General features: G+C 70.8%; 23 protein-coding genes. 14 read left to right on the top strand and 9 right to left on the bottom strand.

Features of this window, described 5'->3' with window-relative positions; translation table 11 throughout:
- The first annotated feature begins 30 nt into the window (after window positions 1-30).
- The 6 genes from HS104_02935 (at window position 31) to HS104_02910 (ending at window position 5,341) form a co-directional block, all read left to right on the top strand.
- Window positions 31-894 (top strand): SAM-dependent methyltransferase, encoded by an 864-nt coding sequence (locus HS104_02935; protein MBE7478934.1) that lies wholly within the window; start codon window positions 31-33, stop codon window positions 892-894.
- Window positions 895-981: 87 nt separating this feature from the next.
- On the top strand, window positions 982-2,169 hold the full coding sequence (locus tag HS104_02930) for a hypothetical protein (protein MBE7478933.1): 1,188 nt from the start codon (window positions 982-984) through the stop codon (window positions 2,167-2,169).
- A 64-nt stretch (window positions 2,170-2,233) separates the two neighbouring features.
- Window positions 2,234-3,013, top strand: a complete 780-nt coding sequence (locus HS104_02925; GenBank protein MBE7478932.1) for a hypothetical protein — start codon at window positions 2,234-2,236, stop codon at window positions 3,011-3,013.
- Window positions 3,014-3,048: 35 nt separating this feature from the next.
- Window positions 3,049-3,798, top strand: coding sequence for a hypothetical protein (locus HS104_02920; GenBank protein ID MBE7478931.1), 750 nt, complete (start codon window positions 3,049-3,051; stop codon window positions 3,796-3,798).
- A gap of 99 nt (window positions 3,799-3,897) precedes the next feature.
- Window positions 3,898-4,419: a ferritin family protein gene (locus tag HS104_02915; GenBank protein ID MBE7478930.1), complete on the top strand. Its 522-nt coding sequence runs from the start codon at window positions 3,898-3,900 to the stop codon at window positions 4,417-4,419.
- Window positions 4,420-4,516: 97 nt separating this feature from the next.
- Complete coding sequence (locus HS104_02910; GenBank protein MBE7478929.1) at window positions 4,517-5,341, top strand: hypothetical protein; 825 nt, start codon at window positions 4,517-4,519, stop codon at window positions 5,339-5,341.
- 39 nt (window positions 5,342-5,380) lie between these two features.
- Here the strand turns inward: HS104_02910 and HS104_02905 are convergent, their stop codons facing one another.
- Entirely contained in the window at window positions 5,381-5,875 is a 495-nt protein-coding gene (locus tag HS104_02905; protein MBE7478928.1) for a hypothetical protein, read from the bottom strand.
- A gap of 40 nt (window positions 5,876-5,915) precedes the next feature.
- Window positions 5,916-6,293, bottom strand: a complete 378-nt coding sequence (locus HS104_02900; protein MBE7478927.1) for a VOC family protein — start codon at window positions 6,291-6,293, stop codon at window positions 5,916-5,918.
- A gap of 471 nt (window positions 6,294-6,764) precedes the next feature.
- Here HS104_02900 and HS104_02895 point away from each other — a divergent pair, with 471 nt between their 5' ends.
- Entirely contained in the window at window positions 6,765-7,130 is a 366-nt protein-coding gene (locus HS104_02895; protein MBE7478926.1) for a DUF559 domain-containing protein, read from the top strand.
- A gap of 88 nt (window positions 7,131-7,218) precedes the next feature.
- Here HS104_02895 and HS104_02890 read toward each other — a convergent pair whose 3' ends face one another.
- The gene (locus HS104_02890; protein MBE7478925.1) at window positions 7,219-8,184 is read right to left on the bottom strand and encodes a phosphoribosylaminoimidazolesuccinocarboxamide synthase; all 966 of its coding nucleotides are present in this window, start codon (window positions 8,182-8,184) and stop codon (window positions 7,219-7,221) included.
- A 22-nt stretch (window positions 8,185-8,206) separates the two neighbouring features.
- Window positions 8,207-9,166, bottom strand: a complete 960-nt coding sequence (locus HS104_02885) for a hypothetical protein (protein ID MBE7478924.1) — start codon at window positions 9,164-9,166, stop codon at window positions 8,207-8,209.
- Between the two features lie 151 nt (window positions 9,167-9,317).
- Here HS104_02885 and HS104_02880 point away from each other — a divergent pair, with 151 nt between their 5' ends.
- The 6 genes from HS104_02880 to HS104_02855 all read left to right on the top strand — a co-directional run bounded on the left by HS104_02880 (window position 9,318) and on the right by HS104_02855 (window position 16,854).
- Window positions 9,318-10,217 carry a hypothetical protein gene (locus HS104_02880; protein ID MBE7478923.1) on the top strand — a complete coding sequence of 300 codons (900 nt, stop codon included), beginning with the start codon at window positions 9,318-9,320 and terminating at the stop codon, window positions 10,215-10,217.
- A gap of 156 nt (window positions 10,218-10,373) precedes the next feature.
- Window positions 10,374-11,282, top strand: coding sequence for a hypothetical protein (locus tag HS104_02875; GenBank protein ID MBE7478922.1), 909 nt, complete (start codon window positions 10,374-10,376; stop codon window positions 11,280-11,282).
- A 13-nt stretch (window positions 11,283-11,295) separates the two neighbouring features.
- Complete coding sequence (locus HS104_02870) at window positions 11,296-13,749, top strand: hypothetical protein (protein MBE7478921.1); 2,454 nt, start codon at window positions 11,296-11,298, stop codon at window positions 13,747-13,749.
- Between the two features lie 33 nt (window positions 13,750-13,782).
- Entirely contained in the window at window positions 13,783-14,838 is a 1,056-nt protein-coding gene (locus tag HS104_02865) for an NAD-dependent epimerase/dehydratase family protein (GenBank protein ID MBE7478920.1), read from the top strand.
- Window positions 14,835-15,554: a hypothetical protein gene (locus HS104_02860; GenBank protein ID MBE7478919.1), complete on the top strand. Its 720-nt coding sequence runs from the start codon at window positions 14,835-14,837 to the stop codon at window positions 15,552-15,554. Before HS104_02865 ends, HS104_02860 begins: the two co-directional genes overlap by 4 nt.
- Window positions 15,555-15,609: 55 nt before the next feature.
- On the top strand, window positions 15,610-16,854 hold the full coding sequence (locus HS104_02855) for a hypothetical protein (GenBank protein MBE7478918.1): 1,245 nt from the start codon (window positions 15,610-15,612) through the stop codon (window positions 16,852-16,854).
- On the opposite strand, the gene HS104_02850 is transcribed toward HS104_02855, so the two are convergent.
- Window positions 16,855-17,133: a chorismate mutase gene (locus HS104_02850; protein ID MBE7478917.1), complete on the bottom strand. Its 279-nt coding sequence runs from the start codon at window positions 17,131-17,133 to the stop codon at window positions 16,855-16,857.
- Between the two features lie 14 nt (window positions 17,134-17,147).
- The gene (locus tag HS104_02845) at window positions 17,148-18,344 is read right to left on the bottom strand and encodes a VWA domain-containing protein (GenBank protein MBE7478916.1); all 1,197 of its coding nucleotides are present in this window, start codon (window positions 18,342-18,344) and stop codon (window positions 17,148-17,150) included.
- A 58-nt stretch (window positions 18,345-18,402) separates the two neighbouring features.
- Between HS104_02845 and HS104_02840 the strand changes: the two genes are divergently transcribed.
- Window positions 18,403-21,348 carry a carboxypeptidase regulatory-like domain-containing protein gene (locus tag HS104_02840; GenBank protein ID MBE7478915.1) on the top strand — a complete coding sequence of 982 codons (2,946 nt, stop codon included), beginning with the start codon at window positions 18,403-18,405 and terminating at the stop codon, window positions 21,346-21,348.
- Here the strand turns inward: HS104_02840 and HS104_02835 are convergent, their stop codons facing one another.
- From HS104_02835 to HS104_02825, 3 genes are read right to left on the bottom strand one after another with little or no spacing between them, the layout of a single operon-like run.
- A complete protein-coding gene (locus HS104_02835) occupies window positions 21,349-22,125 on the bottom strand; it encodes a YceI family protein (protein ID MBE7478914.1) in 777 nt (258 codons plus the stop codon). It abuts the gene before it with no gap.
- 45 nt (window positions 22,126-22,170) lie between these two features.
- The gene (locus HS104_02830; protein ID MBE7478913.1) at window positions 22,171-24,474 is read right to left on the bottom strand and encodes a glycosyl hydrolase; all 2,304 of its coding nucleotides are present in this window, start codon (window positions 24,472-24,474) and stop codon (window positions 22,171-22,173) included.
- A gap of 12 nt (window positions 24,475-24,486) precedes the next feature.
- A complete protein-coding gene (locus HS104_02825; protein MBE7478912.1) occupies window positions 24,487-26,754 on the bottom strand; it encodes a hypothetical protein in 2,268 nt (755 codons plus the stop codon).
- Between the last annotated feature and the right edge of the window lie 54 nt (window positions 26,755-26,808).

Below are 26,808 nucleotides of genomic sequence, written 5' to 3'. Positions count from 1 at the left end.
CCCGCGGGGCGTTCGCGCTAAGTATGGGCCATGCGCCCCGGGAATCGCAGCCGGACCAGTGACTGGGTGGCGGCGCTGCGCGCGCTCTACAGCGAGGCCCCCGCGGAGCTCGCGATCTTCGACGACGCAGTTGCTGCGCGTCTGTTGCCCCCGGGGCTCGGCGCGATGGTGCGGGCGGCCACGGCGCTGCCGCTCGGCACGCGCGTCGCGCACCGGCTGATCGGCGCGGCCACCCGCGGCCTCAGCTATGGCGTACCGCTGCGGACCGCGGCCATCGACGACGCGGTGACCGGCGCCGTGAAGCAGGGCACGCGCCAGCTGGTGCTGCTCGGAGCGGGGCTCGACGCCCGCGCCTGGCGCATGCCCGACCTCGCGGAAGTCACCGTGTTCGAGCTCGACCACCCCGACACGCAAGCGTTCAAGCGCGAGGGGACCCGGGAGCTTCGCCCGCTCGCCCGCGAGGTGCGCTTCTGCTCCATCGACTTCGAGCGCCAGACCATTCCCGACGTGCTCGGTGAGCACGACTTCGATCCGAAGGCGCCCAGCGTCTGGGTCTGGGAGGGCGTGACGATGTACCTGAGCCTCGAGGCCATCGAGGCGACGCTGGACGCGGTCGCGGGGCTCTCTGCCAGCGGCAGTCGGCTCGCGGTGACCTACCTGCCCCGGGAATACGCCAGCCCCTGGCTCCGGACCGTGGGCGAGGTCGGCGCCATGTGGATCGGCGAGGCGCTCAAGTGCCAGCAGGATGCGCCCGAGCTGGCTGGGCGGCTCGAGGCACGGGGCTTCGAGGTGGAGCAGGACGACTCGGCGCTCGAGTGGGCCGAGCGCTGGCCGGCGCGGGAAGCGCGGCGGGTCAGCCCCTTCGAGCGGCTCGCCGTGGCGCGCCGCGTCTAGCCGCCTGTTCTGGCTCCCGGCCCCGTGGCCGTGCTATTTCCTTCGCGCCGAGGGATTCGCGGGTCGCTCGGCGCGAAGGAGCGTCGCATGCGTCGAGGCTATGGTGTCTTGCTCGGGTCGGTCATCGTGGTCCTCTCGGGCGCTGCGTGCAGCAGCGCCTCGGAGAGCGGAGGCTCCGGCGGCTCCGGCAACGGCGCGGGTGTCGGCGGCAGCGGCGGCATCAACGTCGGCGGCTCCGGCGGCGGCATCAACGTGGACGGTGGCGGTGGCACCGGCGCGCTGACCGGCTGCGCGAAGGAGACCTTCGGCGGCGAGCTGGTGCCGGTGGACATGTACATGATGTTCGACCGCAGCGGCTCGATGCAGGACAGCGGCAAGTGGAGCTCCGTCACCACCGCGGTGAAGAAGTTCGTGGTGCTGCCCGGGCTCGACAAGCTCGGCATGGGCCTGGCGTTCTTCCCCACGCCGGCCAAGACGCCGATCCCGGGTGCGTGCACCAGCGACCAGCAGTGCGGCTTTTACGGGCCGTGCGTGCCGGGCTTCAACCTGTGCTCCGGCTCGCTCGCCGGCAACGACTCGTGCGTGGCGACGGACTACCAGACACCCGTGGTGGGCATCGAGGCGTTCCCGGGCGTGTCGTCGAAGATCATCTCGGCCCTCGACACGGCGAGCCCGCAAGGCGCGTCCACTCCCAGCGCTCCGGCGCTGGAAGGCGCCATCGATCACGCGACCATCTGGCAGCAGCAGCACACCGATCGCGTGGTGGTGGTGATCCTGGCCACCGACGGCGAGCCGACCAACTGCACTCCCAACACGGTCTCGGACATGGCGAAGCACGCGGCGGAAGGCGCCGGCCAGACGCCCAGCATCAAGACCTTCGTGATCGGCGTGGGCGATCTCTCCGCGCTCAACTCCGTGGCAGCGGCCGGCGGCACCGACAAGGCCATCATCGTCAGCTCCGGCAACGCGGAGAAAGAGTTCCTCGACGCGCTCAACAAGATCCGCGGCGCGGTCGGCTGCCAGTACCTGATCCCGGTGGGCGGCAAGGCGGACCCGGGCAAGGTCAACGTGCTCTTCACGCCGGACGGTGGCGGCGAGGGCACGCTGATCAAGCAGGTCCCGGACGCCGCGAGCTGCCTGGGCCAGATCGGCTGGTACTACGACAACCCGGCGAGCCCCTCGCAGATCATGCTCTGCCCCGCCGCCTGCGATCTGGTCACGAACCAGAAGGGCAAGGTCGAGGTCGTGCTCGGCTGCAAGACTCAGGTGAACTGAGCGCCGCGCACCCTGGCCCAAGTTGCGCCAAATCGCGGGCACGGCCCTTGCTTCGATACCCTTCGTGGCACACCGCACCTGGTCTCGACGCCGCGTCCTGGGCCTCGCCGCCCTGGCCAGCGCGCTCTTGCCGGCATGCGGCCCGAGCGAGGCCGTCGACGCGGCCGACTCCGGCGCCGATGGCTCGGCTGACGCGGCTGACGGCTCTCCCGACGGTGCCGCGTTGCCGTCCTGCACGGCGTCGCAGCTCGGCGGCGCGGTCGCTGAAGCGCAGGCGGGTGAGGTCTGCACCTCGGTGCTCCGGATCTCGGAGAAGGAGACCCTCTACCGCGTGAGCTGCGGGCCGGTCACGACGGTCACCCAAGGCTCTGCGGAGGCCCTGTTCACGGATCCGCCCCACGGGCCGCCCTACTGGGCGCTCGCGAAGGACGCTCTGCCCGAAGCCTACGTGTTCTTCCACGACCCAATGGACTCCGGAGGCGTCGCGGTGGTGAGCGCGCAGACGGGTCTGCTCGCAGCTCGAGTGAAGACCGCGTGCTGCGTCGGAGGGACGCCCTCGGGCGGGAGCATCGCGGACCCGCCCCAGACGAGCTGGACCGTTCCACCCGCGTGCCGAACCAGCGTCGCGCTGCCCAGCGCGAAGGGTCTGCTGCTCGGCGGTGGGCAGGTGCCGAGCTCTGGGCCGCTCGACCCGAGCGCGATCGCGGAGGCGATGCAGCAGCTCGGCGACACGCCGCTGGCCGACGAGCTCGCGAAGCGGGCCACGATCGAGTCTGTCCTCGTGCTCGACAACCCAGCAGCCGGGCGTTTGGTCGTGCTCGAGTCGGGCCCGCTGGGGCCGTAGTTGCCCGCGACGGCCAGGCTGGCAATTCTCACGACATGCGGCACGCGCTCTGGATCCTCGCCTGGTCGTTGTCGGCCGCAGCCTGCGCCTCGGAGAACGGCGGGCCGAGCGGCGATGGCGGCACTGGTGGCGCCGCCGGCGCCGCCGGAGCGGCCGGATACGGCGGCGCTCAGTGTTCGGGGCCGACGGGCAACCTCTGGGTGTCCGTGTCTCCGAACCCCGCCACCGACGGCGGAACCGCCATCGATTGGTCTGCGACGGGGAAGGTCGTCGCGTCGGCGAAGAACCAGCTCACCCTCGACGAGTGCGCGCCTGGCGCCTCGTGCAGCCCGACGCTCCGCGAGCTCACGATAACGGCGTATCAGCTCGATTTCGTCGCGCCGGTGGGCGCATTCGTGGAGGCGCACTTCGTGATCGGCCCCACGGGTGGGTACATGAACCCGCCGCTGACCCTCGGTATCCGCAACGTTCCGAGTTGGGGCGGGACCGACAACCCCGTGGCGACCACCTCGCACTGGTACTTGCTCCTGGCGGACGGGGTGCTCGCGAACCCCGACGCGCCCTTCGAGGTGACGGCCACGCCGGTCGCGTGCTGGGGCGGCGCTCAGGTCGAGCTGGCGTTCGGCGCACCCGGTCAGGCGCCGATTCCGGTGGCGGTGAATCAGGTCGTCAGCCTCGAGCTCGCCGGACAGAAATGGAACGCGTCGGTCGTGCGTGCTCATCAGCCGGCGTGTTGCGACTATCCGGCGCCGTACGCGTGGTGGTTCGAGTCGGCGGAGGAGTGAGGGCTCCACGATCACACGACGCTCTCGATGTTGGTGTGAGTGAGCGAACTTTTTGCGCAAGCGTGCCGCGCCCGCATCGCGCACAATCCGGGCGCAGTCATGCCCACTCGTCTCGATTTCTCCACCCTCAGCCTGATGGACGCCCTCGATCTCGCGGTGTTGATCGAGGTGGAGGCTTACCGGCGCTACAAGGTGTTCGCTGCCCAGCTCGGTCATCACGGCCCCGGCGACGCGGCCTCCGTCTTCGCGAGCATGGCCGAGAACGAGGCCAAGCACGGCCAGCAGCTCGAAGCGCGCCGCAAGGCCAGGTTCGGTCTCACTCCCGCGCGGGTGACGCTGGACGACTTGTTCGACGTCGAGGCGCCGGAGATGGGCGCGCCGCGACGCAGCATGTCCGCGCTCAAAGCCTTCGAGCTGGCGCTGTCCTCGGAGCAGAAGGCTCAAGACTTCTACGACGAAGCCCTCGGCCACGTGAGCGATCCGGAGATCCTAGAGCTGTTTGCCGAGCTGCGGGACGAGGAGATCGAGCACGTTCGCCTGGTGCGCGAGGCCATCGCCCGTCTGCCTCCGAGCGCCAGCATCGAGCTCGAGATCGATCCCGACGAGTCACCATCTCTGTAGCTCGGGCGGCGCCGGCTGCCGCCCGCCGGTCGGGGAACCGGGGTATTGCCCTCTCACCGACGTTCACACACCAAGAATGAAAAGGCGAAACCCATCAATGACTCGCGCAACATGGATCGTCGCGCTCCTGTTCGGCTGTTCGGTCGTCGCCTGCGGCGGGGAGTCGGAGAGCAACGGCGGCTCCGGCGGCGGAACGCAGACCGGGCCCCTCTGCGACGGAAGCGACTCGATCCGGTTCCTGCTGACGAGCGGCGGCGGCTACGTCGAGCCCGAGTACTCGTTCACCAGCCCTTACGGCTCGACCTACCTGGTGGTCACCGGCAAGTGTGAAGCGTACGTCGCCGGCGACTACATGACCGGCGTCCGCGTCGCGACGCTGTCGGAAGTCCAGGCGGAGACCTTCGCGAGTGACGTTCGCTTGAGCAAGATCGCGTCCTGGAAGGACCACGAGGACCAGGGCTGTCCGGACGCCGGGCGCAACTCGATCTCCGACGGCAAGAGCTTCGCGTGGTGCTCTTGCGGCTGCGACCCAGACGCGCCCGCGGGCCTCGAAGCCGCGCAGGACGGCGCCTTCAGCTGGCACACCACGCTGCTCGCGCAGGGCGAGCCGATCGGGGGGCCGCTTGCCGCCGCGGCCAATGCAGACACGTCTCCCGCGCCGAACGTGACCCCGGTCCCGTGGCCGCTCGCGTGGCCGGTCAGCTCGCTGCCCGCCACGAACGCTGGCAAGGCCGGAAAGCGTGTGGAAGGAGCGGACGCCGACGAGCTTCGCGAGCTGCGCACCGAGGCGACGCTGAGCGGCACCTACCTCGACTACATCCCGGTGCAGAGCACGGGCACGGAGCGCCACCGGGTGTACGCGCGCGACGAGCTGCCCGACGCGCTCACGGCCGCGCTCGACGCGCTGCTCGCCACGAAGTGACCCGAGCTCGACGCGCCCCGGTCCCACGCGGCGGCGCGTTCACTCCTTGGTCACGGAGCAGTGTCCAGGCGGGCTGCTCCAGGTCGCTTGGCACTTGTTGGCGCCGTCCCAGCAGCCATAGACGTTGCGCCCGCTCTTGGTGCGGAGGTTGGCCTCGAAGTGAAGGTCCCGACACGGCATGCCGGACGTGGAGCCGGACACTTCGCAGGTGGTGCGATCGAAAGTGTACTTGTGGTCTCCCGCCGTCCAGGTTCCGCCCGACAGCGCGACGTCGTTGCTCACCGTGAAGCGCTGCACGATGGCCCCGATGGTGCGGATGTTACAGGCCTCGTCGGTCTTGACGCTGGGGCACGAGAAGCGCCACGTGCCCTGCGCGCCACAGGCGTCACCTGTCGGCGTCGAGGGCTCGGCCGGCTGCGCCGGCGCTGGGGAGCCCGTGTTCCCGCTCGGTTCGCTTCGCTTGCAGCAGACCAGAGCGAGCAGCAGCACCGCCGCCCCGAGGCGCGCGGTTCGCCTCACCCCGTCGACGACCATGGAGCGACACTAGGCCGACCCTCGACGCCGCACAACCGTCTCAGCGATGAAAGACCGCTTCGATCCGGTAGCCGTCCAGGTCTCGCACGAACGCGGCGTAGTAGCCCTCACCGTACTCTGGCCGGGGTCCCGCTGCTCCCTCGTCCGTGCCACCCTCGCGCAGGGCCACTGCGTGAAACTCGTCCACCCGCGACGGGCTCGTGGCGACGAAAGCGACGTGACAGCCGACACCAGGCGCTCGCGCGCCCTCACCCGACGACAAGATCGCGAACGCCTCGTCCTTCGCGCCCGGCGCTCCCCAGCCGAGCGCGCGAGGGTGCGTGAGCACTCGCACGTACCCGAGCGTCGCGAGCACGGCGTCGTAGAAGGCGCCCGCGCGCGCGAGGTCCGCCACGCCAATGGAGAGGTGATCGAGCATCGGCAGCGAAGCTACCTGCGGGAATCGCAGAGGATCAAGGGCGCCGAAGGCAGGCGGCTCCGCTCATGCTGGTTGCGTCGTCGCGCAACTCTCCTCCGACGGCTCAGCCCGCGAGCCTCAGATTCCGCCGCATCCTTCCGATTGGCTCCTCCAACCTTCCTGCCCCAACTCGCCGCCGCTTCGCGGCGTCGGTCTTCCCCAAATTCGGGCTTCGCCCGAATGGGGAAGACGGGTCGCTCCTAGACCGAAGCGTCGTCGCAGAGCACCACGAGCGGCTGGTGGTTCCTCGGCCCGGCGTGGCGGTCGGGCTCCGCTCATCGGCGCACGCTCTGCGCCACGCCGCTCGGTGAGCTGACGCGTAATGGTGAGCTCGCCCGCGTCTGCGCGCTCGAGCAGCAATGGGGCGGCGTGTCACAGATCGTGCGCCCTGGGTCGCGAAGCCCGCCCACCACGCCGGGCCTCGGAGGAACCATGCTCGCTCGCGACCGCCAACAGCTCCGCCGCCAACAGCTTCTTGCCGCCCGCGCCGCCGTGATGCGTGCCGCGCCCACCGCGTCGGAGGCCGCGCTCTGGCGTGCGCTGCGCGCCCGTCAGCTCGGCGTCGAGGTGCGACGCCAGGTGGTGATTGGGGACTTCATCGCCGACTTCGTGGTGACCTCGGCGTGGCTCGTCATCGAAGTAGACGGCAGCGCCCACCGGGGTCGGTGCGCCGCCGACGCCCGTCGCGATCGCAAGCTCGCGAAGCTCGGCTACCGGGTGCTCAGGCTCGACGCGGAGCTCGTGCTTCGCGCGTTGCCGGTCGCGCTCCGGCAGTTGAGGGACGCTCTCGTGGGCTGACGGAGGCGCTTCTGCCTCTGAGACAAAGACTTCTTCTTTCGTTGCGTCGTTGCGTCGTTGCGTCGTTGCGCAACTCTCTGCCGACGCCTCAGCCCGCGAGCCCGAGGCTCCGGCGCATCCGCGCGATCGGCTCCTCGAGATTCGGCACGAACGCCTCACCTGTCAGCGTCTCGATCGCTTCCAGGTAGCGCTTCGTCGCTTCGACTCGGATGTCGTCGGGGATCGCAGGGATCGGCCCGTCTCCCGTGAAGCCGCGCTCGGCGAGCCAGCGGCGCAGGTACTCCTTGTCGAAGCTCTCGGGGTCGCGCCCAGCCGCGAAACGCTCGTCGTACGTGGCGGTCTTCCAGTAACGCGAAGAGTCCGGCGTGTGGATCTCGTCGATCACCACGATGCGGCCGTCGGGGGTCTTGCCGAATTCGTACTTGGTGTCGACCAGGATCAGGCCGCGCTCGGCGGCGATGCGTTGGCCGGCGGCGAAGAGCGCCATGGCCATGGCCGCGGCGGCGTCGAAGTCCGCGGCGGGCATGCCGGAGAGCTCGAGGATCTCGTCGCGGCTGGCGGAGACATCGTGGCCGCCCTTGGCTGCCTTCGTGCTCGGGGTGAGGATGGGCGCCGGCAAGCGCTGGTGCTTCTTCAGGCCGTCGGGGAGGGCGTGGCCGCAGAAGCTGCGAGCGCCGCTCTCGTAGTGGACCCAGATGCTCGTCGAGGTCGTGCCGGTGAGGTAGGCGCGCACCACCATCTCGACCGGCAGCGGCGTGCACTCGTGGGCGATCAGCACGTTCGGATCGGGCACCGCGATCACGTGGTTCGGCGCCACTTCGCGGGTCTTCTCGAACCACCAGGCGGCGACGTGGTTCAAGAGCTGACCCTTGAGCGGCAGCGTGCCCAGGATGCGATCGAAGGCGCTGATGCGGTCGGTGACGACGATGTAGCGCTTGCCGTCCGCCGAGCTGTAGTTGTCGCGGACCTTGCCCTCGTACTTCTTCCCGAGCTCGGGGAAGTCGCTCTTGTCCAGGGTGTGGCTCAGGGCCTGTCGGATCGTCCGTTCGTCCACGCTTGGCACGGGGCGGACGCTATCACGGCGTGAGGCCCTTCGCCTTCACCCAGAACGACTGGTCTTCGCCATGCGGTGCGACGTTCAGGGCCTTGGGCAAGACGCTGGCCCAGCCGGCCACCACGTCGAGCCGGTACACCTCGGCGCCGGACTCGAGGGTGCCGATGACCTTGCCCTTGTCGCTGGCGCTCGCGCGGATCTCCAGATCGGTCGAGGCGACCATCACCTTGGCGTCACCACCGAGCTTCAACGTCGGCGGGTTGCGGCGGGTCGTCCCGGCGGGCTGCGAGTCCTGCGTCTCGCCCTTGGGCAGCGCCTTCAGATCGCTGGCCCGCGCCCAGGCGTCGATCACCACGTCGGAGTGGTGCACCAGGTGGACGAAGGCGCCCTTCTTCTCGGTGCTCCAGAGCAGGATGCCGTCGCTGCTCGAGTCGGGGCTCAGCATGGTGATCAGGCTGCGTCCCTCGCCGCCGCTGTCGTAGAGCTCGACGTCCTTCTTGGCGACGTAGCCGCGAGCGTTGCCTGCTGGGGACCATCCGACGGGAGTGGTGGCGCTGAGCGAGAGCGAGGCGCAGGGCGCCCAGCCGGTGAACGCCTGGCTGAAGGGCGAGCCGACCTGGCGCTTCACGCGCAGCTTGCCGCTGCCCGCCGCGATCAGGCTGACCTCCCGCTGCGCGGCGATCCAGACGTGGTTCTGCACCACGGGCACGTCCTTGCTGGTGAAGACGGGGAGCTTCGCGGCGTCGATCCAGCCTTCGATGCGGAAGCCACCGGCGCCGGCGCTGGTCTTGACGCGGACCCGGTCGCCCCCGCCGGCGAAGAAGTCCGAGGCGCTGATGCCGATCTTGCCTCCGGTCAGCTTGGCGATCGCGCTCGAGCCGTCGGACTTTTCGTAGATGACCGTGTCGATGGCCGGGAGCGTGCTACCGCTGAGCGTGCACGAGACCAGGGACGCGGTGTCGGCGCGCGCGGGCTCGGTCAAGGGCGTGAGTGCCAGACCGGCAGTTCCAAGAACGACGAGAGCCGCGGTGGTTCTTGCTGAAAGCATGCTACCTCTGGTCTCCCTCCCCAGTTCTGCCCGAGGCGGGCGCGTCTGTCATGTCAGGCGTTGGACGCGGAGGACCCGAGAACCGATGCTTTCTCCCGCACTTTCTTTCACCACGCCGCGCAAGCTGCCGAAAGCAGAGCAGCTTTCCGGTCGGGTGGTGGTCGTCGACGTGGCCTTCGCGGGGCTCGGCTCGGGCTTCGAGAAGGTGACCCTGCCGTTCATCACCGCGCTGGGCGACAGGCTCCGCGCCTGGGTCGATCACCATGACCACGAGGAGCACGCGCGCTTCGCGGACGATCCGCGCTTCGTGCTGGCGAAGAAGGTCGAGCACGGGGCCTGCCCCGAGATGATCGACCCGGAGCTGGTCGCGCGGGTGGGGCCCGTCGAGACCATCGTCTGCCACACCGACTTCGACGGCCTGGCGAGCGCGGCCAAGTGGATGCGCGAAGGGGTGGAGCCCTACCCGGGCTGCGACGACGACGCGCGCGCCATCGACACACGTATCGGCAAGCCGAGCAGTGTGGCAGAGCGCTTCGATCGCGCGTTGCGCGCGCGGCCCAACGACGCGGGCTTGTTCGGCTTGATCGTCCGGCACCTGGCCACCGGGCTCCGCGACTCGAGCCTCTGGGAGCCCGTGGACCGCGCGGCTGCCGAGCTCATCCCCGTCGAGCAGGAGACGCGGCGGGCGGCGCAGCGCTACGAACGCCTGCCTCCGGGCATCGCCATCGTGGACGTGCGCCAGGGCTTCAGCAAGATCGACAAGACCTTGCTGCTGCTGCTGGGGCAGGAGCGCGAGCCGGTCAGCGTGGTCGTCGATCAGAACAACGTCGCGATCGCTGCCCGCTTCGACAGCGGGCTCAACTTCTTGACGCTGTTCGGCCTGTCGGGCGGCATGCCCACCCGCGTGTCCCTGCCGGTGAAGCGGCTGCCGGCGGTCCTCGCCGCGCTCGGAGCCGAGCCCGAAGCCGCCGCTCGCTTCGCGTGACGCGCTGCGGCAATCGGGCCCCGGGGTGCGTTGCCCAGGTCAGGGCGCCATGCTAAGCGGCGCTTCCAAATGTGAAAGCGCGCTCGTCCCAAAGAGCGCACAACCTCGCGAAGCCTGGTCCGACCCACCCGGCTTCAGCCGTCCCAAGGGGGGTCGATGTCCGCCCGAACCACCAACGCGACCCGCGTCTCCGAAGAGATCTTCATCTACAAACCCGGCGTCTCGCTCTGCCTGCTGCTGAACCGCCGGGCGCGCACCCTCCGAGTCGTCGACTTCCGCAGCGGGCCCAGTCCCGTGAAGCGGGCGCTGGTGCTCAGCACGGCTCGGAAGGAGGGCGTGGAGCGGGTCTTCACCCTCGTCGAACGCGACGAGTGTGGGGCCTGGGCGCGCATGGGTTTAGCCCGAGAGGGCAACATCCCGGGCTTTTACAAGCGCAGCGACGCGTTCGTGCTGGGCGCGCTGGTGGGCAGCGACGAGCAGTACGAAGAGAACGAGCAGTCGGGGACCCGCCCCGCGCTGACAGAGAGCGGCGACGACGTCGAGACCGACCGCGCCTATCAGGCTGCGCGCCGCTGCATCAAGGACGTGGAGGCCTTGCCCGCGCTCGCGGTGAAGCTGTCGCAGGTCAAGGAAGCGGACGTCGCCAAGCCCGTCGCGGCCGCGGTTCGCGCCGGTCGCGCGCTCACCGGATTCGAGCCCTTCGGTCGCGACGTGGTGCGCAGCTACTTTCAGTGCACGGCGCGTGGCGGGCAGTCCCTCTGGGCCTCCGTCGAGACGCAGACCTGCTTCAACAACGCGTTCGTCGAGCTGCTCACCGCACCGAAGACGGACAAGGAGCTGGCGCTGACCTCGGGCGCCGTTCGCCAGATCTGCGACGAGCTCTTGAAGCGTGAGATGGTCGGCTGTTTCGCCCTGAGCCCCGCCGACGATCCGAGGTTCTCGGCGGTGTTCGCCGTACACGGCTTCCGCCGGACCGGCGTGCTCCGTGGCCACCTGGCGATCGGTCAGCGCCGCGTGGACGCCTTCCTCTGGTCGCGCAAGCTGGCGCAGCCGGCCGACTCCTGATTGAATCCGCGACGTGCGTCGCGCTTTGGTGCTCCTGGCGGTGTTGTGCGCCTCGAAGGAGGCGAGCGCGCAAAAGCTCCGTCCGGTCGTCGCTCACGCACCGGCGGGTGACCGCCAGCCGGCACTGAGCGTCGGCTTCGCCGCGGACGAGACGCTGCGAGCGGCGACCTGTCCGGGCGCGCGCTGCCCGCTCGACGCGGGGATGAACCTGGAGCTCCCGCCGGAGGCCAAGGCGCTCGGCGGTCGCGCCAAGCTCGCGGTGGTGCGCATCGCGAAGGCGCGGCGGCTGGTCACGGTGGAGATCCCCGACCCCAGCCGTTCGCGCACCTGGCATGCGGTGGTCGCCGCCCCGGTGGACGGCAGCGCGGAGCCCAAGACCTTGTTCAGGGGCTGGGCCGGTCTCGTGGAGGGCGAGCCCGGCGGGCGACGCGGTCCGATGGTCCAGCGCGGCGATCCCAACGCCGACGGAACCTGGAGCATCGTGATCGGCGAGCAGCGTGAGGACCTGTCCATCTGCGGTCGGCCTGCTGTGCTCTCACCCAAGCTGGTCGCGCCGGATCTGACGCTGAAGCCCGCCAAGGTGCAGCGACTGGGCTCCGCGGAGCGAGCGGAGGCCAAGCAGATCGCGGCCAAGAAGCTCGCCCCCGACGCGCCGCTCCAAGGCTACCGCCTGCTGCGCGCCATCGGTGCGAGCAGCGCGGTGGGCGATCCCGCGGCGCTCACGGACGGCAAGCCCGAGACCACCTGGGCCGAGAACAAAGGCGGCGACGGGCGAGGCGAGTTCGTGCTGATGGACGCGCCATCGCAGCTGCCCATCCACGGCTTCGAGCTGGTGGTGCGGCCTCCGGGCTCGGCGCCGGAGCACGGCGTCGCGCCGGCGGACTTCTGGCTGGCGACCACCCGCGGGCTGATCCACGTCACGCTGCCGGAGGACGCCTGGAAGGAGCCGGGGGCGCGCTTCGAGATCGCGCTCGACGCGCCGCTCACCAGCGACTGCCTGGCGTTGGTGACGGAGAGCGCGCAGGGCGCGACGAAAGAGTCGCGCGTGACGTTCGCGGAGCTCACGGCGCGAACCGAGTTCGATCAGAGCACCATGGAGGCGTTGGTCGGCGCGCTGGCGGGCGGCGGCGCGCGGGCAGAGGCCGCCGGTGACGCGCTGCGGGCGCTCGGCCCGGCGGCGTTCGAGCCCATCGCCAAGGCCTTCGGAACGCTGGACGAGGGCGGTCGCCGTGTCGCGCTGGCGGTGATCGACCAGGCCCCCTGCTCCGCCGCCGTGCCGCTCTACATGCGCGCGCTGACCGGGCCCTTCGCCGCGCAGCGACGGCACGGCCGCGATCGCCTGCGGCGCTGCGGGGACGACGCCGCCGAGGCGCTCGACAAGGCGCTCCGCTCCGCCTCGCCGCGGCTGCGCCCGCTCTTGGCCTCGGAGCTCTCGCTGATAGCGCCCGAGCGCGCCGTGCGGATCGTGGTGCCGCTGCTCCCCCAGAGCGACGCGCCGGGGCGCCGCCTGCTGCGCAAGGCGCTCGGCTGGGCCACGCGCGACGCGCGGGCGGTGCCGGAGGTGCGTCGCTTGCTCGCCGACGCCACGCTGCCGGAGCTCGCGACCATCGACCTGTTGCGCGCGCTCGGCGATCGGGCCTCGGCCTTCGTGCCGGAGTCCGCCTCGGCCCTGGCGCGGGTGTCCAAGCCCGATGCCGATTTTCGCGCGCGCTACCTGGCGCTCGGTCCGGCCGCCGCGCTCTCCGAGCGCGACGCGGCTGCGCGGGCCTCGCTCGCTCGGTCCGTCACCGCGGATCCCAGCCATCACGTGCGTGCGGAGGCCGCGCGTCGCGTGCCGCGTGTGGCGCTCTTCCAGAAGGAGCTCCTGCACGCCCTGGCCGATCCCGAGGTGCGCGTGCGCGAGGCCGCGCTGGAGACGCTCACCAAACCCGAGGGCGCCTTCGCCATCGGCGCCGTCACCGGTCTCTTGGAGTCGGATCGCTGGCCGCTCGTGCGCGGGGCGTCAGCGGTCGCGCTCGCCCGCTACGGCGCGAGCGCGACGGCGGACGCGGCGCTCGCTCGCGCGCTGTCCGACGCCTCGGTCAAGGTGCGCGCGCCGGCGGCGTTGGCGTTGGGCGAGCGGCGCGCGGGCGCGCACGCGGTCGCCGTGCGCGAGCGCCTCGAGGACGCGGAGGAGGCGCTCGAGGTGCGGCTGGCTGCCGCGCTCGCGCTCGGCCTGCTCTGCGACACCGGCTCCGTCGGGGTGCTCACGGATCTGGCCCTAGCGCTCAGGGACCCCGCGGCCAGCGCCGATGCCCGGGCGCTCGCGCCGGTGGCGCTCGGCTCGCTGTCGCGCATCCGGCCCGCCGATCTGCCCAAGCGGCTGGGCCCGCTCACCGACGCGAAAGCTCCGCTTCTCGCGCGCAGAGCCGCGGAGACCGCGCTCAGAGCCCAGCCCACCTGCGGCCAGCGGGCCCGAGCCCGGTGACATCCCCGCGAGCTCGATGCTAGGTAAGCCGGCATGAGCGAGTCGTGGACTCTGGTCACTGGTGCCTCGGGTTTCGTGGGCTCTCGGCTGGTGCACGCCCTCGTCGAGCGCGGCGAGCACGTCAAGGCCTTCGTGCGGCCAGGCTCGAGCCTGCGCCAGCTCGCCGATCTGCCGAGTGACCGCCTGAAGCTCGCGTTCGGCGACATCACCGTGGAGCACACGGTGTACAGGGCGCTGGCCAGCTGCGATCGCATGTACCACGTCGCGAGCAATTTCAAGATGTGGGACGAGGATCCCGACACCATCCTGCGCCCGGCCATCGAGGGCACGAGGGCGACGCTGGAAGCGGCGCGCCGCCGCGGCCTCGAGAAGATCGTCGTCACGAGCAGCGTGGCGGCGATGGGCTCCACGCCGGGCCAGGAGGAGATGGACGAGACGCACGCGTTCAACCTCCAGGATCCGGAGACCTACGTGCTGTCCAAGTACGAGGCGGAGCGCGTGGCGCTGGAAGCGGCGGACGAGGGACAACCGATCGTGGTGGTGCGCCCGTCGGCCATCTACGGCCCCGGTGACTGGAAGCCGACGCCCACGGGTCAGAGCATCGTCACCTACCTGAAGACGCCGCCGTCGCTCAGCGTGCCGGTCAGCGCCGGTGGCATCAGCGTGGTGGACGTGGACGACGTGGTCGAAGGCCACATCGCGGCGATGGAGAAGGGTCGCATCGGCGAGACGTACGTCCTCGGAGGCGAGAACGTCACCTTCGAGCAGCTGATCGAGCTGCTCGCGGACATCACCGGGCTCGCGCTCCCCGGCAAGACGCTGGGCCCGGGACTCCTCGGTCTGGTCGGCAGCTTGCTGGAGCTCAAGGCCAGCCTGTTCGGCGGCGATCCGCCGCTCACGAAGCGGCTGGCTCGGGACTACGCCAACGCCTACGTCTGGGTCACCAGCGAGAAGGCGGAGAAGGAGCTCGGCTACCAGCATCGTCCGGCTCGCCAGACTCTGTCACGGGCCGTGCGCTGGTACCTGGAGCACGGCTACGTGCCGGAGCACGCGGCGCGACGTGTCCGCTTGGAGTTCCGCACCACGTGAGCGCTCAGGCGCGCGAGTCCGTCGCGGCCCCCGCCGGCTTCGGCTACGGCGTGCTGGTCGCCACGCTCGGCTGCGCGCTGATCGCGCTGCCCGCCGCGCTGCGCAGCGGCGCGCCGCTGCCCCTCTCATGGCTCGCGCTCTGGGGCTCGGCCGCGCTCATGGCCGCGCCGGTCGCCGGTGCCTGGCGCGTGGCGCGACCGCTGCCGGCGAGCGCGTGGTGTCTGCCGCTGGGCGTGGCGCTCTCGCTCGCGCCGCTGATGGTCTTCGCGCGCCTGCTCAAGACCGCCACCCACCATCGGCCGCTGGGCGGGGCGACCTTCGCGATCGTCGCGGCGCTCCTGGTCCTGGGCGCGACCGCGGTTGCGGCGCGGCTGCTCGCCTGGTCCGGGCAGCAAGCAGGCGCGAAGGCCAAGCTACCGGTCGTCGTCGCGCTGCTCGGGTCGTGTCTGGCCGTCCCGTTGGCTTTGCCGATGCTCGGCGCGGAGCTCAGGGGTGCGTTGCTCGACGGCGTGCTCTTGCTCGGCGTCACGGCCCTCGGCGCGCTCGTACCGGAGCAGCGTCGGATCGCGGCGCGGGCTGCGATCTCGGGGCCTTTGCTCTGGATCGGCGCCATCGGCTCGGCGCTCGCCGTCGGCCTCGGCAGCGCTGCGACTCGGGCGGCGCTGGCCGACCACGCTCCGGTGCTGCTCGGGTTAGCAGGGTGGCTCCGCCCCTGACCCGCGCGTTGACGGAGCGCGTACCGGCCCTTACCTTCAACGGACCATGGGCGCTGTGCGCGTCGGACTCAGCTTCTTCCGCCGGCTCGCGCTCCTGACTGCGGTACTCCTGGCGCTGTTCGTCGGCGGGAGCGCGGTGGCACAGACTCCGCCCGCGGGGATGCCGGTACGCATTGGAGTGTCCACGCCCGCGCAGCCCGTGACCGAGCCTGAGCAGCGCACCGGGCCGGATCCGGAGACCCACGCGCCGCCGGCGGACGCGCCCCGCATCGACTCGAAGCTCGCGATTCCGCCGCCTCCAGCCGGCTTCAACACCCACGACGGCGGCTGGATCCGTTTCGCCTACGAGCCCAGCCTGCGTGAGCGCGTGCAGCCGCTGATCACCGGCGCGGACGCCGCGCGCGCCGATCTGGTGCGCCGCATGGGCAGGCCGGTGCTCGGCAAGGTCACGGTGTACGTGGCGCGGACTCCGGGAGAGATGGCGAGCCTCGCGCCGGAAGGGGCGCCCTTTCCCCGCTACGCGGCTGGCGTCGCCTACTCCGACATCGGCTTCGTGCTGCTCACCCTGCACCCGGTCGACCCCAACGCGCGCCACGATCTGGGCGAGGTGTTCCGGCACGAGCTGGCGCACGTCGCGCTCCACGACGCCGTGGACGGACGCCCGGTGCCCCGCTGGCTGAACGAGGGCTTGGCGGTGTTCGCGTCAGGCGAGGGCTCGGTGACGCGGCTTCAGACCCTGTGGACGGCCACGGTCGCCGGCGAGCTCCTACCGCTTCAGAGGCTGGAGCGCACCTTCCCCACGGACGCCGTGGGGGTCTCCGTGGCCTACGCCCAAGCGGCGGACGTCGTGCGCTTCCTGATCCGACGCGAGGACCAGCAGCGTTTCGTGCAGATGCTCGAGCGCATCCGCAAGGGTCAGGAGTTCGACTCGGCGCTGAAGGACTCCTACGGCCTCGACCTGGCGACGCTGGAGTTCGAGTGGCGGGAGGACGTCTCGCGCCGCTACACGTTCTGGCCGGCGCTGTTCAGCGGCTCGGTGGTCTGGGCCGGGGCCATCGGCCTCTTCGTCTGGGCCTGGCGGCGCCGCAAGAAGCGGGCGGAGGTCACGCTGGCGCGCTGGGAGCGCGAAGAAGCCGCAGAGGACGAGCTCCGGCGTCGCCTGCGCGAGGCCGAGGCCGGGCGCGTGCGCATCGTAATCGCACGGGAGCCCCGCGCCGAGGTCGTGCCGATGAAGCCTCCGGTGGAAGAGACCGAGGTCCCGCGCGTGGAGCACGACGGGCGCTGGCACACGCTGCACTGATCAGCGCTTCGCGCGCTGCTCTGCCCAGCGCGTCTCGTCCACGATGCGCTCGAAGACCCGGCGCACCACGTCCGGCGTCAGCGGCGCCATCGCGCGCTGGCACAACCTGAGGTAGATGCTGCGCTCGCGCTCCGGATCGTACACCGGTAGCCCACCTTCGTTCTTCAGCTCGCCGATGCGCAGCGCGACGCGTACCCGCTCGGCGAGCAGCTCCAGCAAGCGGTCGTCGATGCGATCGATCTGATCGCGCAGCTCCGAGAGCGTGGGCTCGGCATCCACGGAGCCATGCTACGTCACTTCACGGAAGTGGGACAGCCCGCGACGACCTGGACCTGGAGCACGTCGCCGCTCTTCAGCTTCTCGCAAGCCTCGCCCGCGAGCTCGACGGTCGTGTCATCGACCCAGCTCCAGCCGTCCACGGGATCGAGCTGAACCAAAGTGGTGTCCAGGTACACGTTCACCAGGCTCTTGTCCGGCGGCGCCGTGCCGAGATCGACGGTGCACGTGATCGCCACCTTGATGCCGATCTCCTTCAGCGCGGAAGTGAGCTCATCCTGGTCCTGAACTGGGTAGTAATACGGCTCGACGGGCTTGGCCGTACCGCCGGCCGTCGCGACCTCGTTCAGCACCTTGGCGTAGGGCTCCGCGCCGGGCATGCCGATGACGTAGGTGCCGATGCCTGCGTCGAACAGCTTCTGCACGACGTCCACCGTCGCTTGTCGATCGACGCACAGCTCGGGTCCGTTCGAGACCAACTTCGGATCGCAGCAGTTGATCGGTGCCGCGCACGGCGTGGACGGATCGAGGTAGAGCCCCTCGATGTTCGCCATGCACTCGTCGGGGCTGCAGGTCGCGTTCGCGTTGCAGTTGGGTGCGCCGTCGGTCGCGAGCACGACGAAGGTCTTGCCCGGCAGGGCGGCCAGCGTCGGCGCGAGCAGCTCCAGCGTGGGCGAGGTCGGCGTGCCGCCGTTGGGGTCGTAGCCGCCGAGCACCGCCAGGAGCTTCGAGAGCACGGGCCCGCTCTTGCCTTCGGCGGCGTAGCTGGCCGGGTCGCCGTCTTGCGTGGGGAAGATCTCCGCGCCGGCGTGACAGCCCTGCTGGGTCCCGCCGGGCATCGGGAAGACCGCGGCGCCATAGCGGAGGCGATGGCCGATGGCGCGCAGCAGCTTGCCGATGGCGATGCGCGCGTTGACGTATTTGTTGTACGAGCTCTTCGGCAGCGGATCGCTCATGCTGCCGGAGCGGTCCACCACGAAGTAGACGTTCGGCCGCTCGGTGATCACCGGGATCACCAGGTTGCCGCACAAGCCCTGGGCGTCCGGAGAAGGCGGGCCGTCCGACAATGTCGCGTCGAGGCCGCCTCCGCCCCCCGTCGAGCCAGCGTCTTGGCCGCCGTTCGAATAGGGCTTGGCGCGGTCCCCGCCGCTGCAGGCGTGGGAGACCCCCAACACCCCAGCCAGCAGAGCAGCCGTCGAGAGCAGCCGACGCACGCCTTCCAGCATAGCAGGGCGGAAGCGCCGCGGGCGCCGCCGCGTTATCGTGCCGCCGTTGTCGCGGGATCGCCTCGTCCACCGCCTGATCGCCGTGCTCGCCCTCTTGGCGTGCTGGGCGCTCCTGTCGCGGGTCGTCGATGTCGGGCTGCGGCCGTCGCCGCTCTCGCCGCAGGCGCCGCCGCCGCCCGCGGAGGTCGAGGAGCGCGACGCCGAGGTCGCGCTGACCGTCACCAACGCCGAAGGCGCCCCGGTGCCGGGCGCCGAGGCGCGCGTGTTCTGGGAGCGCGACCAGCGCTACTTCCTGGCGGGCACCGGCCGCAGCGACGCGGGTGGAGGGGCCAAGATCGGCGGACTGCCGCGCGGCGCCGTCTGGGTGGTGATCGAAGCGTCCGGGTACGCGCGCAGCTCGACGCGGCTGGTGCTCGAGGGCGAGCCGCGCTTGGCCGAGGTGCGTCTGGTGACGGCAGCGACGCTGCGGGTCACCGTCAGCGACGAGGAAGGGGCGCTGCTGCCGCGCGCGACCGTGCTCGTCACGTCGGGGGACCCGCTGCCGTTCGGCGCGCTCACGGGCGCGTCGGGGGTCGCGACCTTCACGCGCCTGCCCCCCTCACCTTGGACGGTGAAGGGCTCCGCGCCGGGCTACGAGTCCATCACGCAGTCGGGCGTGACCGCCGACGTGACCCTCGCGCTCCGGCGGCTGGCCTCGCTCGAGGTGCGCGTGGTTGGCCCCGACGGCGCTCCGGCGGCGGGAGCGCAGGTCACCATTGCCGGCTCGACGCTCTGGCCCGCGCGCCGCGCGGAGACCGACGCGAGCGGCGTGACGCGCATCTCCGGGCTGGTCGCCGGCCACTTCGATCTTCGGGCCACCAAGGGCGAGCTCGTGAGCGAGACTCTGTTCGGCTACGAGCTCGCGCGCGGCGCGCACCAGTCGCTCACGCTCAGGCTCGGTCCAGGGCGCATGGTGGCGATCGCGGTGACGGACGACGAGCCGGATCACCCGTCGCCGGTGCGCGACGCGGACGTGGTGCTGGCCGAAGGCGGGCTCAGCTCGTTCCCGATTCAAGGCCGGACCGCTGGCGACGGCACGCTGACGCTCGGGCCGATCTCGGCGGGAGCAGCCTCGGTTTCGGCCAGCGCGGACGGCTTCGTCACGCGCCCCGCCGTGGCGGTGCCGGAAGTGCTCGACGGGCCCGTGCAGATCCAGCTGCTCCGCGGCGCGACGCTGGAAGGCGAGGTCGTGGACTCGAAGGGCGCTCCGGTGGACGGCGCCTCCGTCGAGGTCATCGGCGTGGACCTCTTCGGCCTGCCGGTCGCCGACACGCCGTCGATGATGGCATTCCGGCGCTCGCACTTCGAGTGGGCGCTGCCCGGACCGCGCCCGCTCATCCCGGCGGGTGAGCTCGGCGTGATGCCCGGGCCCATCCCGCCCATTCCGCGCGGTGGGTCGGTGTCCGCCGACGCCCCCGTCGTGGACGTGCCGATGCCCAGCTTCGAGCCCTGGGTCACGCGCCTGGACGGCACTTTCAAGGCACACCCGGTGACCCCCGGCCGGGTGCGCGCGCTGGTGCGCCACCCGGCGTACGTCGAAGGGTTCAGCGATCCGATCGCGCTCTCGCCCGGCGCCACCGGCAAGGTCAAGGTCGTGCTGCTCGCCGGCGGCGCGCTCGAAGGTCGTGTCGTGGACGCCTCGGGTCGCGGCGTGTCCGGCGCCCGGGTCGATCTGACCGCAGTCCGCGGCACGCTGGAGCGCACGACGCTCACGGCCACCGACGGCACGTTCGCGTTCGCGTCCGTGCCGGAGGAAGTGACCGTCTCGGTGGCTCGACCGGAGGATCCGTCCAAGCTGGTGGTCAAGAAGAGCATCGAGGTGCCGGAGGGTGGGAAGGCCAACCTGACCATCACGCTGCCGGCGCCGCGAGACTCGCTCACGGTGAGCGTGAAGGACGAGCGCGGGTTGGCCGTCCCTGCCGCGCAAGTGGCGGTGCTGTCCCTCGATCCGAGCGCGCCGCTCCGGCAGACGGCGTTCACCTCGGCCGAGGGCTCGGTCACCATCGCGGACGCACGCGGTCTCGAGCTCAGGGTCGTGGTGGAGGCACCGGGCTTCGGCGTGGCGGTGCGCCAGCTCGAACGCGCGGGCGAGCGACTCGAGATCGCGCTCAGCCGCGGCGTCTTGGTCGAAGGTCGAGTGACCTCGGTCCGGGGCCGCCGCGCGGTGGAGGGTGCGAGCGTGACCATCGTCGCCGAAGGCCGGCGCTTCTCGGCCCTGACCGACAAGGACGGGCTGTATCGCGTCAAGGACGTCGCCGCCGCGCCGGTGCACGTGCTCGTCTCGCACCCGGACTTCGCCGGCGGCGAGGTGAGCGCGACGGTGAAGGACACGGGCCGCGCCGACCGCGCCTTCGAGCTGCCGACGGTGGATCTGGCGGAGGGTGGCGGCATCGAGGGCGAGGTGCTCGACGCTCATGGCAAGCCCGTGCGTGGCGCGCGCGTGGCCGCGGGTATGGTGCCCGCCTACTTGCCCGCGGGCAGCTTGCCGCCCGGCATGGCCGTCTCCGACGCCAAGGGACGCTTCTCGCTCCGCGGAGTCGCGCCCGGCAAGGTCGACCTCGAAGCTTACGCGCCGGACGTCGGGCGCGGGGCCGTGCGAGGTGTGGTGGTTCACTCCGGGGGGAACACCACCGGGATCACGCTTCGCCTGACCGGCGCCGCGGGAGACGACGACCCGACCGTGAGCGGCAGCGTGGCCGTGACCTTGGGCGAGCGTGGAGACGGCGACGAGCTCGACGTGGTGATCGTCCACGTGGCCGACGCCAGCGAGGCCGAGCGCGCGGGCCTGGCTCCCGGGGACGTGCTGCTCGCCGTGGACGGACGCGAGGTGATCGACATGCGCGACGCCCGCGCGCGGCTGAGCGGGCCCGTCCAGACCGACGTGATCGTCGAGCTGGATCGCAGCGGGAAGGTGCTCAAGCTGCGCGTGGGCCGCGAGCAGGTGCGGCGCTGATCAGCGGAGCTTCGCCGAGATTTCCAGCTCGATCGGCGCTTCCTTCGCCACCTTCGAACCCATGTCGGAGAGCGTCTTCTGCGCCAGCTTGCCGAACAGCTCGCGTGGGCGGACGTCGTGGGCGTCCAGATCGACAACGACCGGCGCCGTGGTCTTGATGGTCACGCTCACCGGTTTGTCGCCGTCGTACTTGAAGGTGGCCTCGACCTTGGCCTGCTTCTTCACCTTGCGCTGGTGCACGCGCAGATCGCCCTCGACGGTGGCCGTGATCTTGCGTTCGGCCCCGCTCAGCTTGTTCACGTCGGTCGCCGAGGTCTCGATTACCTTGTCGATGCGGTATTCGACCCAGCGGTTCAGCTCGCGCTGGTCGGCGGGCGCGTCCGACGAGATCTCGAGCCAGGTCTTGGCGTGCTCGTTCTGCTTGTCGCTCTTCACCCGCTCGCCGTACTCGCCCTGCTCGTCCGCGCGCTTCTGCTGGTAGAGCACCAGCTTGTCGAGATCGATCTGGATCAAGCCGGAGGTCTTGGCGATATCCGCCGGATCGATGAAGAGCTGACCCTTGGCGCTGTCGGCGGCCTCGCCGTGGATCTTCTCGATGGGCGCGGTCATCAGGAACGTCACCTTGCTGCCGGCGGTGTCGATCTCGAAGGTCTTGGCGGCCTCGCTGCGCTTCTCCGCCGGCGCCAGGGCCGACGCGCTCGGAGCCAGCGGCGCCGAAGGCTTGTTGTCGCAGGCGACGAGAGAGAGGCCGAACAGCAGGGGGAGGACCGAGCGCATGGTCCCTACTACGTCGCACGCCTCGGCAGGTTTCGGGAGCCCCGGCTACGGCGCCAGCACCGCGGCCCCGCGGCCGGGCAACGAAATCGAGAGCTTGCCTCCGCTCACCGTCACCGGCGCGCCGCCCAGCCGGTCGCTGAGCGTGGTGCCATTGGCGAGCGGCAGCGTGAGCGGCAGCGTGACCTCGGTCGTGGTCGGGCCGGCTTCGCGGGAGAGTGCCACGACGGCGACCTTGCCGTCCTTGGTCTCGCGGGCGAACGCCAGGAAGGTCTCGGTGGCGTGCAGGCTACGGTAGGCGCCGCGCCTGAGCGCGACCAGCTCCTTGCGCGCGGCGCCGAGCTTCCGCGTCCGGTCCAGCACGGCGCTCTCGCTCGCCGAGAGCGCGCCGTCGCCGCGCCAGAAGGCACGGTTGCCGGGATCGGAGCCGCCCCACTCGCCGTATTCGTCGCCGTAGTAGAGCAGCGGCGCACCCGGCAGGCCCATCAGCCAGGACAGCGCCAGCGCGTGCCGCTCGTAAGGCTCGGCGTCCGGCGGTGCGCCGGCCACGTCGTTCCACTGGTTGCCGGGCACGCCTTTGTCGTAGCCGGGCTGCCCGCGATACGTGGCCAGCGTGACGAAGCGCGGCGAGTCGTGGCTGCCGATGAACGGCGTCATCACAGAGCCCGCCGGGTATTGCAGCTGACTCTGCTGCGTCCAGTAGTCGGCGTGGAGCAGGCCCTTCTCGTCGTAGGCGAACACGCGATACGGCACGCCGTGGTACAGCACGAAGTCGAACTGGCCATCCAGGGCGAAGGGGCCGATGTACTGGCTGATGGTGCCGTATTGGCTCTTGTTGCAGTCGACGCCGCAGTCGCTCCAGCCCATCGCCGTCTCGCCCATCTGAAAATACGTGGTCCCGGCGATCTCCAGCTCTTCCTTCAGGCGCGTCGAGACGTTGCGGATGGCCACGTCCTCGACGTGCTTGACCGCGTCCACGCGTAGTCCGTCCAGGTCGAACTCCTCCATCCACCACAGGGCGTCGGCCACCAGCTGCTCCGCCGCCTCCGGCACCGTCCAGTTCACGTCCGGCAGGTAGGGCGTGAACAGGCACTCCAGCCGCTTCTCGGTCCAGTCGCAGTCTGCGGTGCCGCACACGCAACCGGTGCGGAACCACTCTGGGTGTTGTTTGTAATACTCGTGGTCCTCGTGGACGTGGTTCACCACGTAGTCCATCAGGATGCGTATGCCGTGCGCGTGAGCTTCCTTCACCAGCGCCTTGAGCGCGGCGTTGCCGCCCAGGCGCGCGTCCACCTCGCGAGCCTTGATCGGCCAGTAGCCGTGGTAGCCGGTGACCAGGTGGTAGTTGTCGCTGGCCAGGAACGCGCCGGCGGGGTTCTGCTGGAACGGCGTCATCCAGATGGCGCGCACGCCGAGCTGATCCAGCGTGCCGTCGGCGATCTTCTGGCGCACGCCCTCCAGGTCGCCGCCCTGGAAGTCGCCGCGAGGATCCTGCACGCCGCTCGTCTTCGGCCCGTCGTTGCCCGGGTCGCCGTTATTGTAGCGGTCCGTCATGATCATGTAGACCAGCGCGTCGGACCACTCGAACTTCTCGGCTTCGACCCAGAACACCAGGCGGAGCGGCTCGGAGACCTTGCCCTTCGCGTCCGCCAGCGTGAGCGTCAGCGTGTACTTGCCGTCGGCGAGCGAGCCCAGCGACACCCCGAGCTCGCTCTCGGTCGCGGTCACGCTCTTCGCGACGTCGTCCACGGTACCGTGGTGCGACAGCTTCGCGCTCAGGCTGCCGAGATCGAGCTTCTCGCCGGTGACGGGCGCGCTGACCTTGACCTTGGCCTCGAACTTCCCGGCACCGGGGCTCGGCCGCGTCACGTTGGTCGAGCTTGCCGCGAGGATGGGCAAGCCGCAGTCGCGCACGCGCAGCCCCGAGTTCTCCGTGCCGTCCACGTATTTTCGGTAGCCCTGACCCGGATCGAGGATCCAGTTGTTGCCGTTGACGACCAGCTTGTAGCCCCAGAGCCCGGCCGTGAGCGCGACGCTGCCGGTGTAGTAGCCGCTCGCGTCGGGTCCGCTGAGCTTGGTGGTCTTGGCGGTGTCGAAGCCGTTCCACTCGCCGGCGACCTCGACGCTGGTCACGGCCATCCCCGCCTCCGGCTTGAAGCGAACCTCCGTGGGACAGAGCGCGCCGGTCGTGCTGCCGCCCACGCCGCCGGAGCCGCCGCTGCCGCCCGAGCCGCCGCTGCCGCCCGAGCCGCCGAAGGAAGTCTTCGCGGGCTCCGCGTCGTCCGAGCAGCTCGCGGTGCCGAGGAACGCCATCGCCCCGAGGGCGGCCCAGAGGAGAGTGAAGCGCCGCATGGACGTCCCAGGTTAGCGCGAAAAGCGCCCGCGCAAGCGCCGGAGGCCCAGCGCGCCGAGCCCGAGCAAGAGCGCGCCGAACGCGGGCTCGCCGGAGCGCCGCGGTGCGCGGCAGCCGCAGCCGCCGTCGTCGTCCGAGCCGCTGGGCTTGGACCCGCCCGAGCCGCCGCCGCTGCCGCCTGCCCCGGCGCTGCCCGCGGAGCCACCCGCGCCTCCGGTGCCCGAACCGCCGCCGCCTTCGGCCGCGTAGTCGCCGCAGGGCATGGGGGCGCTCCCGCTCGCGCGATCGATCACCGCCAGCGCGTAGGCGCCGGCGCCGAAGCCCACCATCGGCATCTCGCCCTGGTAGTCGGCGGTCGTCGCCTCGTGGAGCTCGGAGATCAGCCCGAAGTTCTCGGTGCCTTGCGCCGTGATCCAGCCGAGCAGATCTCCGGCCTCGACGTCGTCGCCCAAACGCATCACGTTGACGGTGCGCAGATCGACGAAGATCCACTCCTGGCTGTCGTACCAGCCGCCGTCGTCGTTGCGCATGAAGCCGCGGCCGCTCGGCGGCACGAGCTTCGCTTTCATCGACGCGAGCGTCGCCTTGGCGGCCTTGCCCTTCGGATCCACGAGCCCGAAGCCCACCGCCTCGATGGCGGCGGCGTCGAGGAAGCCCGAGCCCTTCGCCAGATCTTCGCTGCTCTGCGCCAGCGTGCCGTCGGGGGCCGAGAGCTGGGAGATCAGCGCGGCCTGCGCCTTCTTGCCGGCGGCGCGGTACTCGGTCGCGCGGGCGCCGTCTCCGACCTTCTCGGCCAAGCTCGCCGCCCAGCACAGGCCCGTGGCCGCGGTCAGCGTGGTGTACGCGAAGTGCTTCTCCTGGCCGTTCCAGTGCACTTCCCAGATCGACGAGTCCTTCGCGATCAGCCCGTTCTGCTCTTGCAGAGCCAGGAGCACGTCGCCGACCTTCTCGCTCACCACCGGCCACCAGGCCTTCAGGCTGGTCTCGTCCTTGCTCGCCTGCACGTATTCGCCCAGCTCCCACAGGAACAGGCCGAAGCCGTCGAATTCGATGTTGGGACCGTTCTCGTTCGAGTCGGTCTCCTCGACGCCGTCGCCGAAGTAGCGGGTGATCGAGATCTGGTAGGGCTTGCCCACGTAGGACTCGTACTTGCCGGAGTCGGCGTTCAGCTGGAACTCGATGGCGCGCTTCGCCTCGCTCGCGTGGCCGCTCTTGGCGAGGGCCGCGACGGCGTAGGCCATGTCGCGCACCCAGGAGATGTTCCAGTTGCCCGGCGGCAGGCTGGCCAGGATCTGCCCGTCACCCTTGCCCGGCTCGCGCACCTGTCCCATGCGCAGAATGGCCATCTGCTGCCGGTAGAGCGGGTCCTCCAGCGCCGAGAGCCCGCTCGGCAGCGGCGTGTGCCAGCTGGCCCACGCGGCCTTCTCCGCGTCGAGCACCTGCTCCGGGGTCTTCGTCCCCAGCCACTGCTTCACCGCGTCGATGCGCGGCAAGACGTTGCTCTGGTCGTCGAGCACCGCGTAGCTTCCGGCCCACTTGGTCTCGCCCACCGCGAGATCGCCGAGCGACCACTGCAAGCCCGCCGCGGCGTCGTCGAAGGCGCCGCCGGTGCCGGCGTTGTCGGCCAGATCCTGACCGGCGTTCAGCGCCGGGAAAGGATTCTGGGGGCTCGCGCCGTGGTGCGACGAGGCGCCGATGCTGCCGTAGCCCACCGTCAGCCCGCTCGGTCCCCACTCCAGGAAGGCATCGCGGGTCGCGTCCCAGGAGATGGTCTCCTGTCCCGAGCCCGGCTCCGGCGCGCCCGCGCCGAGGTGGAAGTTGAAGAGCCCGTACACGTCCACGGGCCCCGAGCCGCTCGTGCGCTTCACCCTGACCAGATCGACGAAGGCGTGCTCGCCGAGCTCGATGGGCGCGAAGATGTACTCGTCGATCTCGAGCCCAGCGTGCACCCGGGTCACGCGGATGATGCCCGTTCCGGTCTCGTACGCGACGCTCGTCGGCGCGACCTCGCCCAGCCACTTGCCGGAGCTGCCGACCCGCACGCCCGGGTAGACGTCGTAGGCGATGTCGCGAGTCTCGGCGCCGTTGCTCTTCTGCCGATACGGGTGCTCCAGGAAGCTGGTGATGCGCTGCTGGGGAACGTCGAAGCCGACCACGGCCCGACCGTTGGACGAGACCAGCTCCGTGGCCGAGCGGTGCGGTTGCGCGGCGCCGAGCGCGCTCGGGGACAATGAGGTCACCGCCGCGACCGCGGCGACTCGGAGTGGAGCCTTCAGCATGCGGAACTCTAGCCTACAAAACGAAACCGCCGGCGGGGGTGCCGCCGGCGGAAT

It is taken from the genome of Polyangiaceae bacterium, assembly GCA_015075635.1.
In the GTDB taxonomy this organism is placed as follows: Bacteria; Myxococcota_A; Polyangia; order Polyangiales; family Polyangiaceae; genus JADJKB01.
This window is presented reverse-complemented; position numbering and strand designations above follow the sequence as displayed.

Bases quoted from the DNA above. Each gene is read 5' to 3' on its own strand.
- HS104_02825 (MBE7478912.1), bottom strand. From the start codon at position 26,754: ATGCTGAAGGCTCCACTCCGAGTCGCCGCGGTCGCGGCGGTGACCTCA.
- HS104_02930 (MBE7478933.1), top strand. From the start codon at position 982: ATGCGTCGAGGCTATGGTGTCTTGCTCGGGTCGGTCATCGTGGTCCTC.
- HS104_02920 (MBE7478931.1), top strand. From the start codon at position 3,049: ATGCGGCACGCGCTCTGGATCCTCGCCTGGTCGTTGTCGGCCGCAGCC.
- HS104_02835 (MBE7478914.1), bottom strand. From the start codon at position 22,125: ATGCGCTCGGTCCTCCCCCTGCTGTTCGGCCTCTCTCTCGTCGCCTGC.
- HS104_02875 (MBE7478922.1), top strand. From the start codon at position 10,374: ATGTCCGCCCGAACCACCAACGCGACCCGCGTCTCCGAAGAGATCTTC.
- HS104_02865 (MBE7478920.1), top strand. From the start codon at position 13,783: ATGAGCGAGTCGTGGACTCTGGTCACTGGTGCCTCGGGTTTCGTGGGC.
- HS104_02935 (MBE7478934.1), top strand. From the start codon at position 31: ATGCGCCCCGGGAATCGCAGCCGGACCAGTGACTGGGTGGCGGCGCTG.
- HS104_02905 (MBE7478928.1), bottom strand. From the start codon at position 5,875: ATGGTCGTCGACGGGGTGAGGCGAACCGCGCGCCTCGGGGCGGCGGTG.
- HS104_02915 (MBE7478930.1), top strand. From the start codon at position 3,898: ATGCCCACTCGTCTCGATTTCTCCACCCTCAGCCTGATGGACGCCCTC.
- HS104_02900 (MBE7478927.1), bottom strand. From the start codon at position 6,293: ATGCTCGATCACCTCTCCATTGGCGTGGCGGACCTCGCGCGCGCGGGC.
- HS104_02830 (MBE7478913.1), bottom strand. From the start codon at position 24,474: ATGCGGCGCTTCACTCTCCTCTGGGCCGCCCTCGGGGCGATGGCGTTC.
- HS104_02910 (MBE7478929.1), top strand. From the start codon at position 4,517: ATGACTCGCGCAACATGGATCGTCGCGCTCCTGTTCGGCTGTTCGGTC.
- HS104_02895 (MBE7478926.1), top strand. From the start codon at position 6,765: ATGCTCGCTCGCGACCGCCAACAGCTCCGCCGCCAACAGCTTCTTGCC.
- HS104_02880 (MBE7478923.1), top strand. From the start codon at position 9,318: ATGCTTTCTCCCGCACTTTCTTTCACCACGCCGCGCAAGCTGCCGAAA.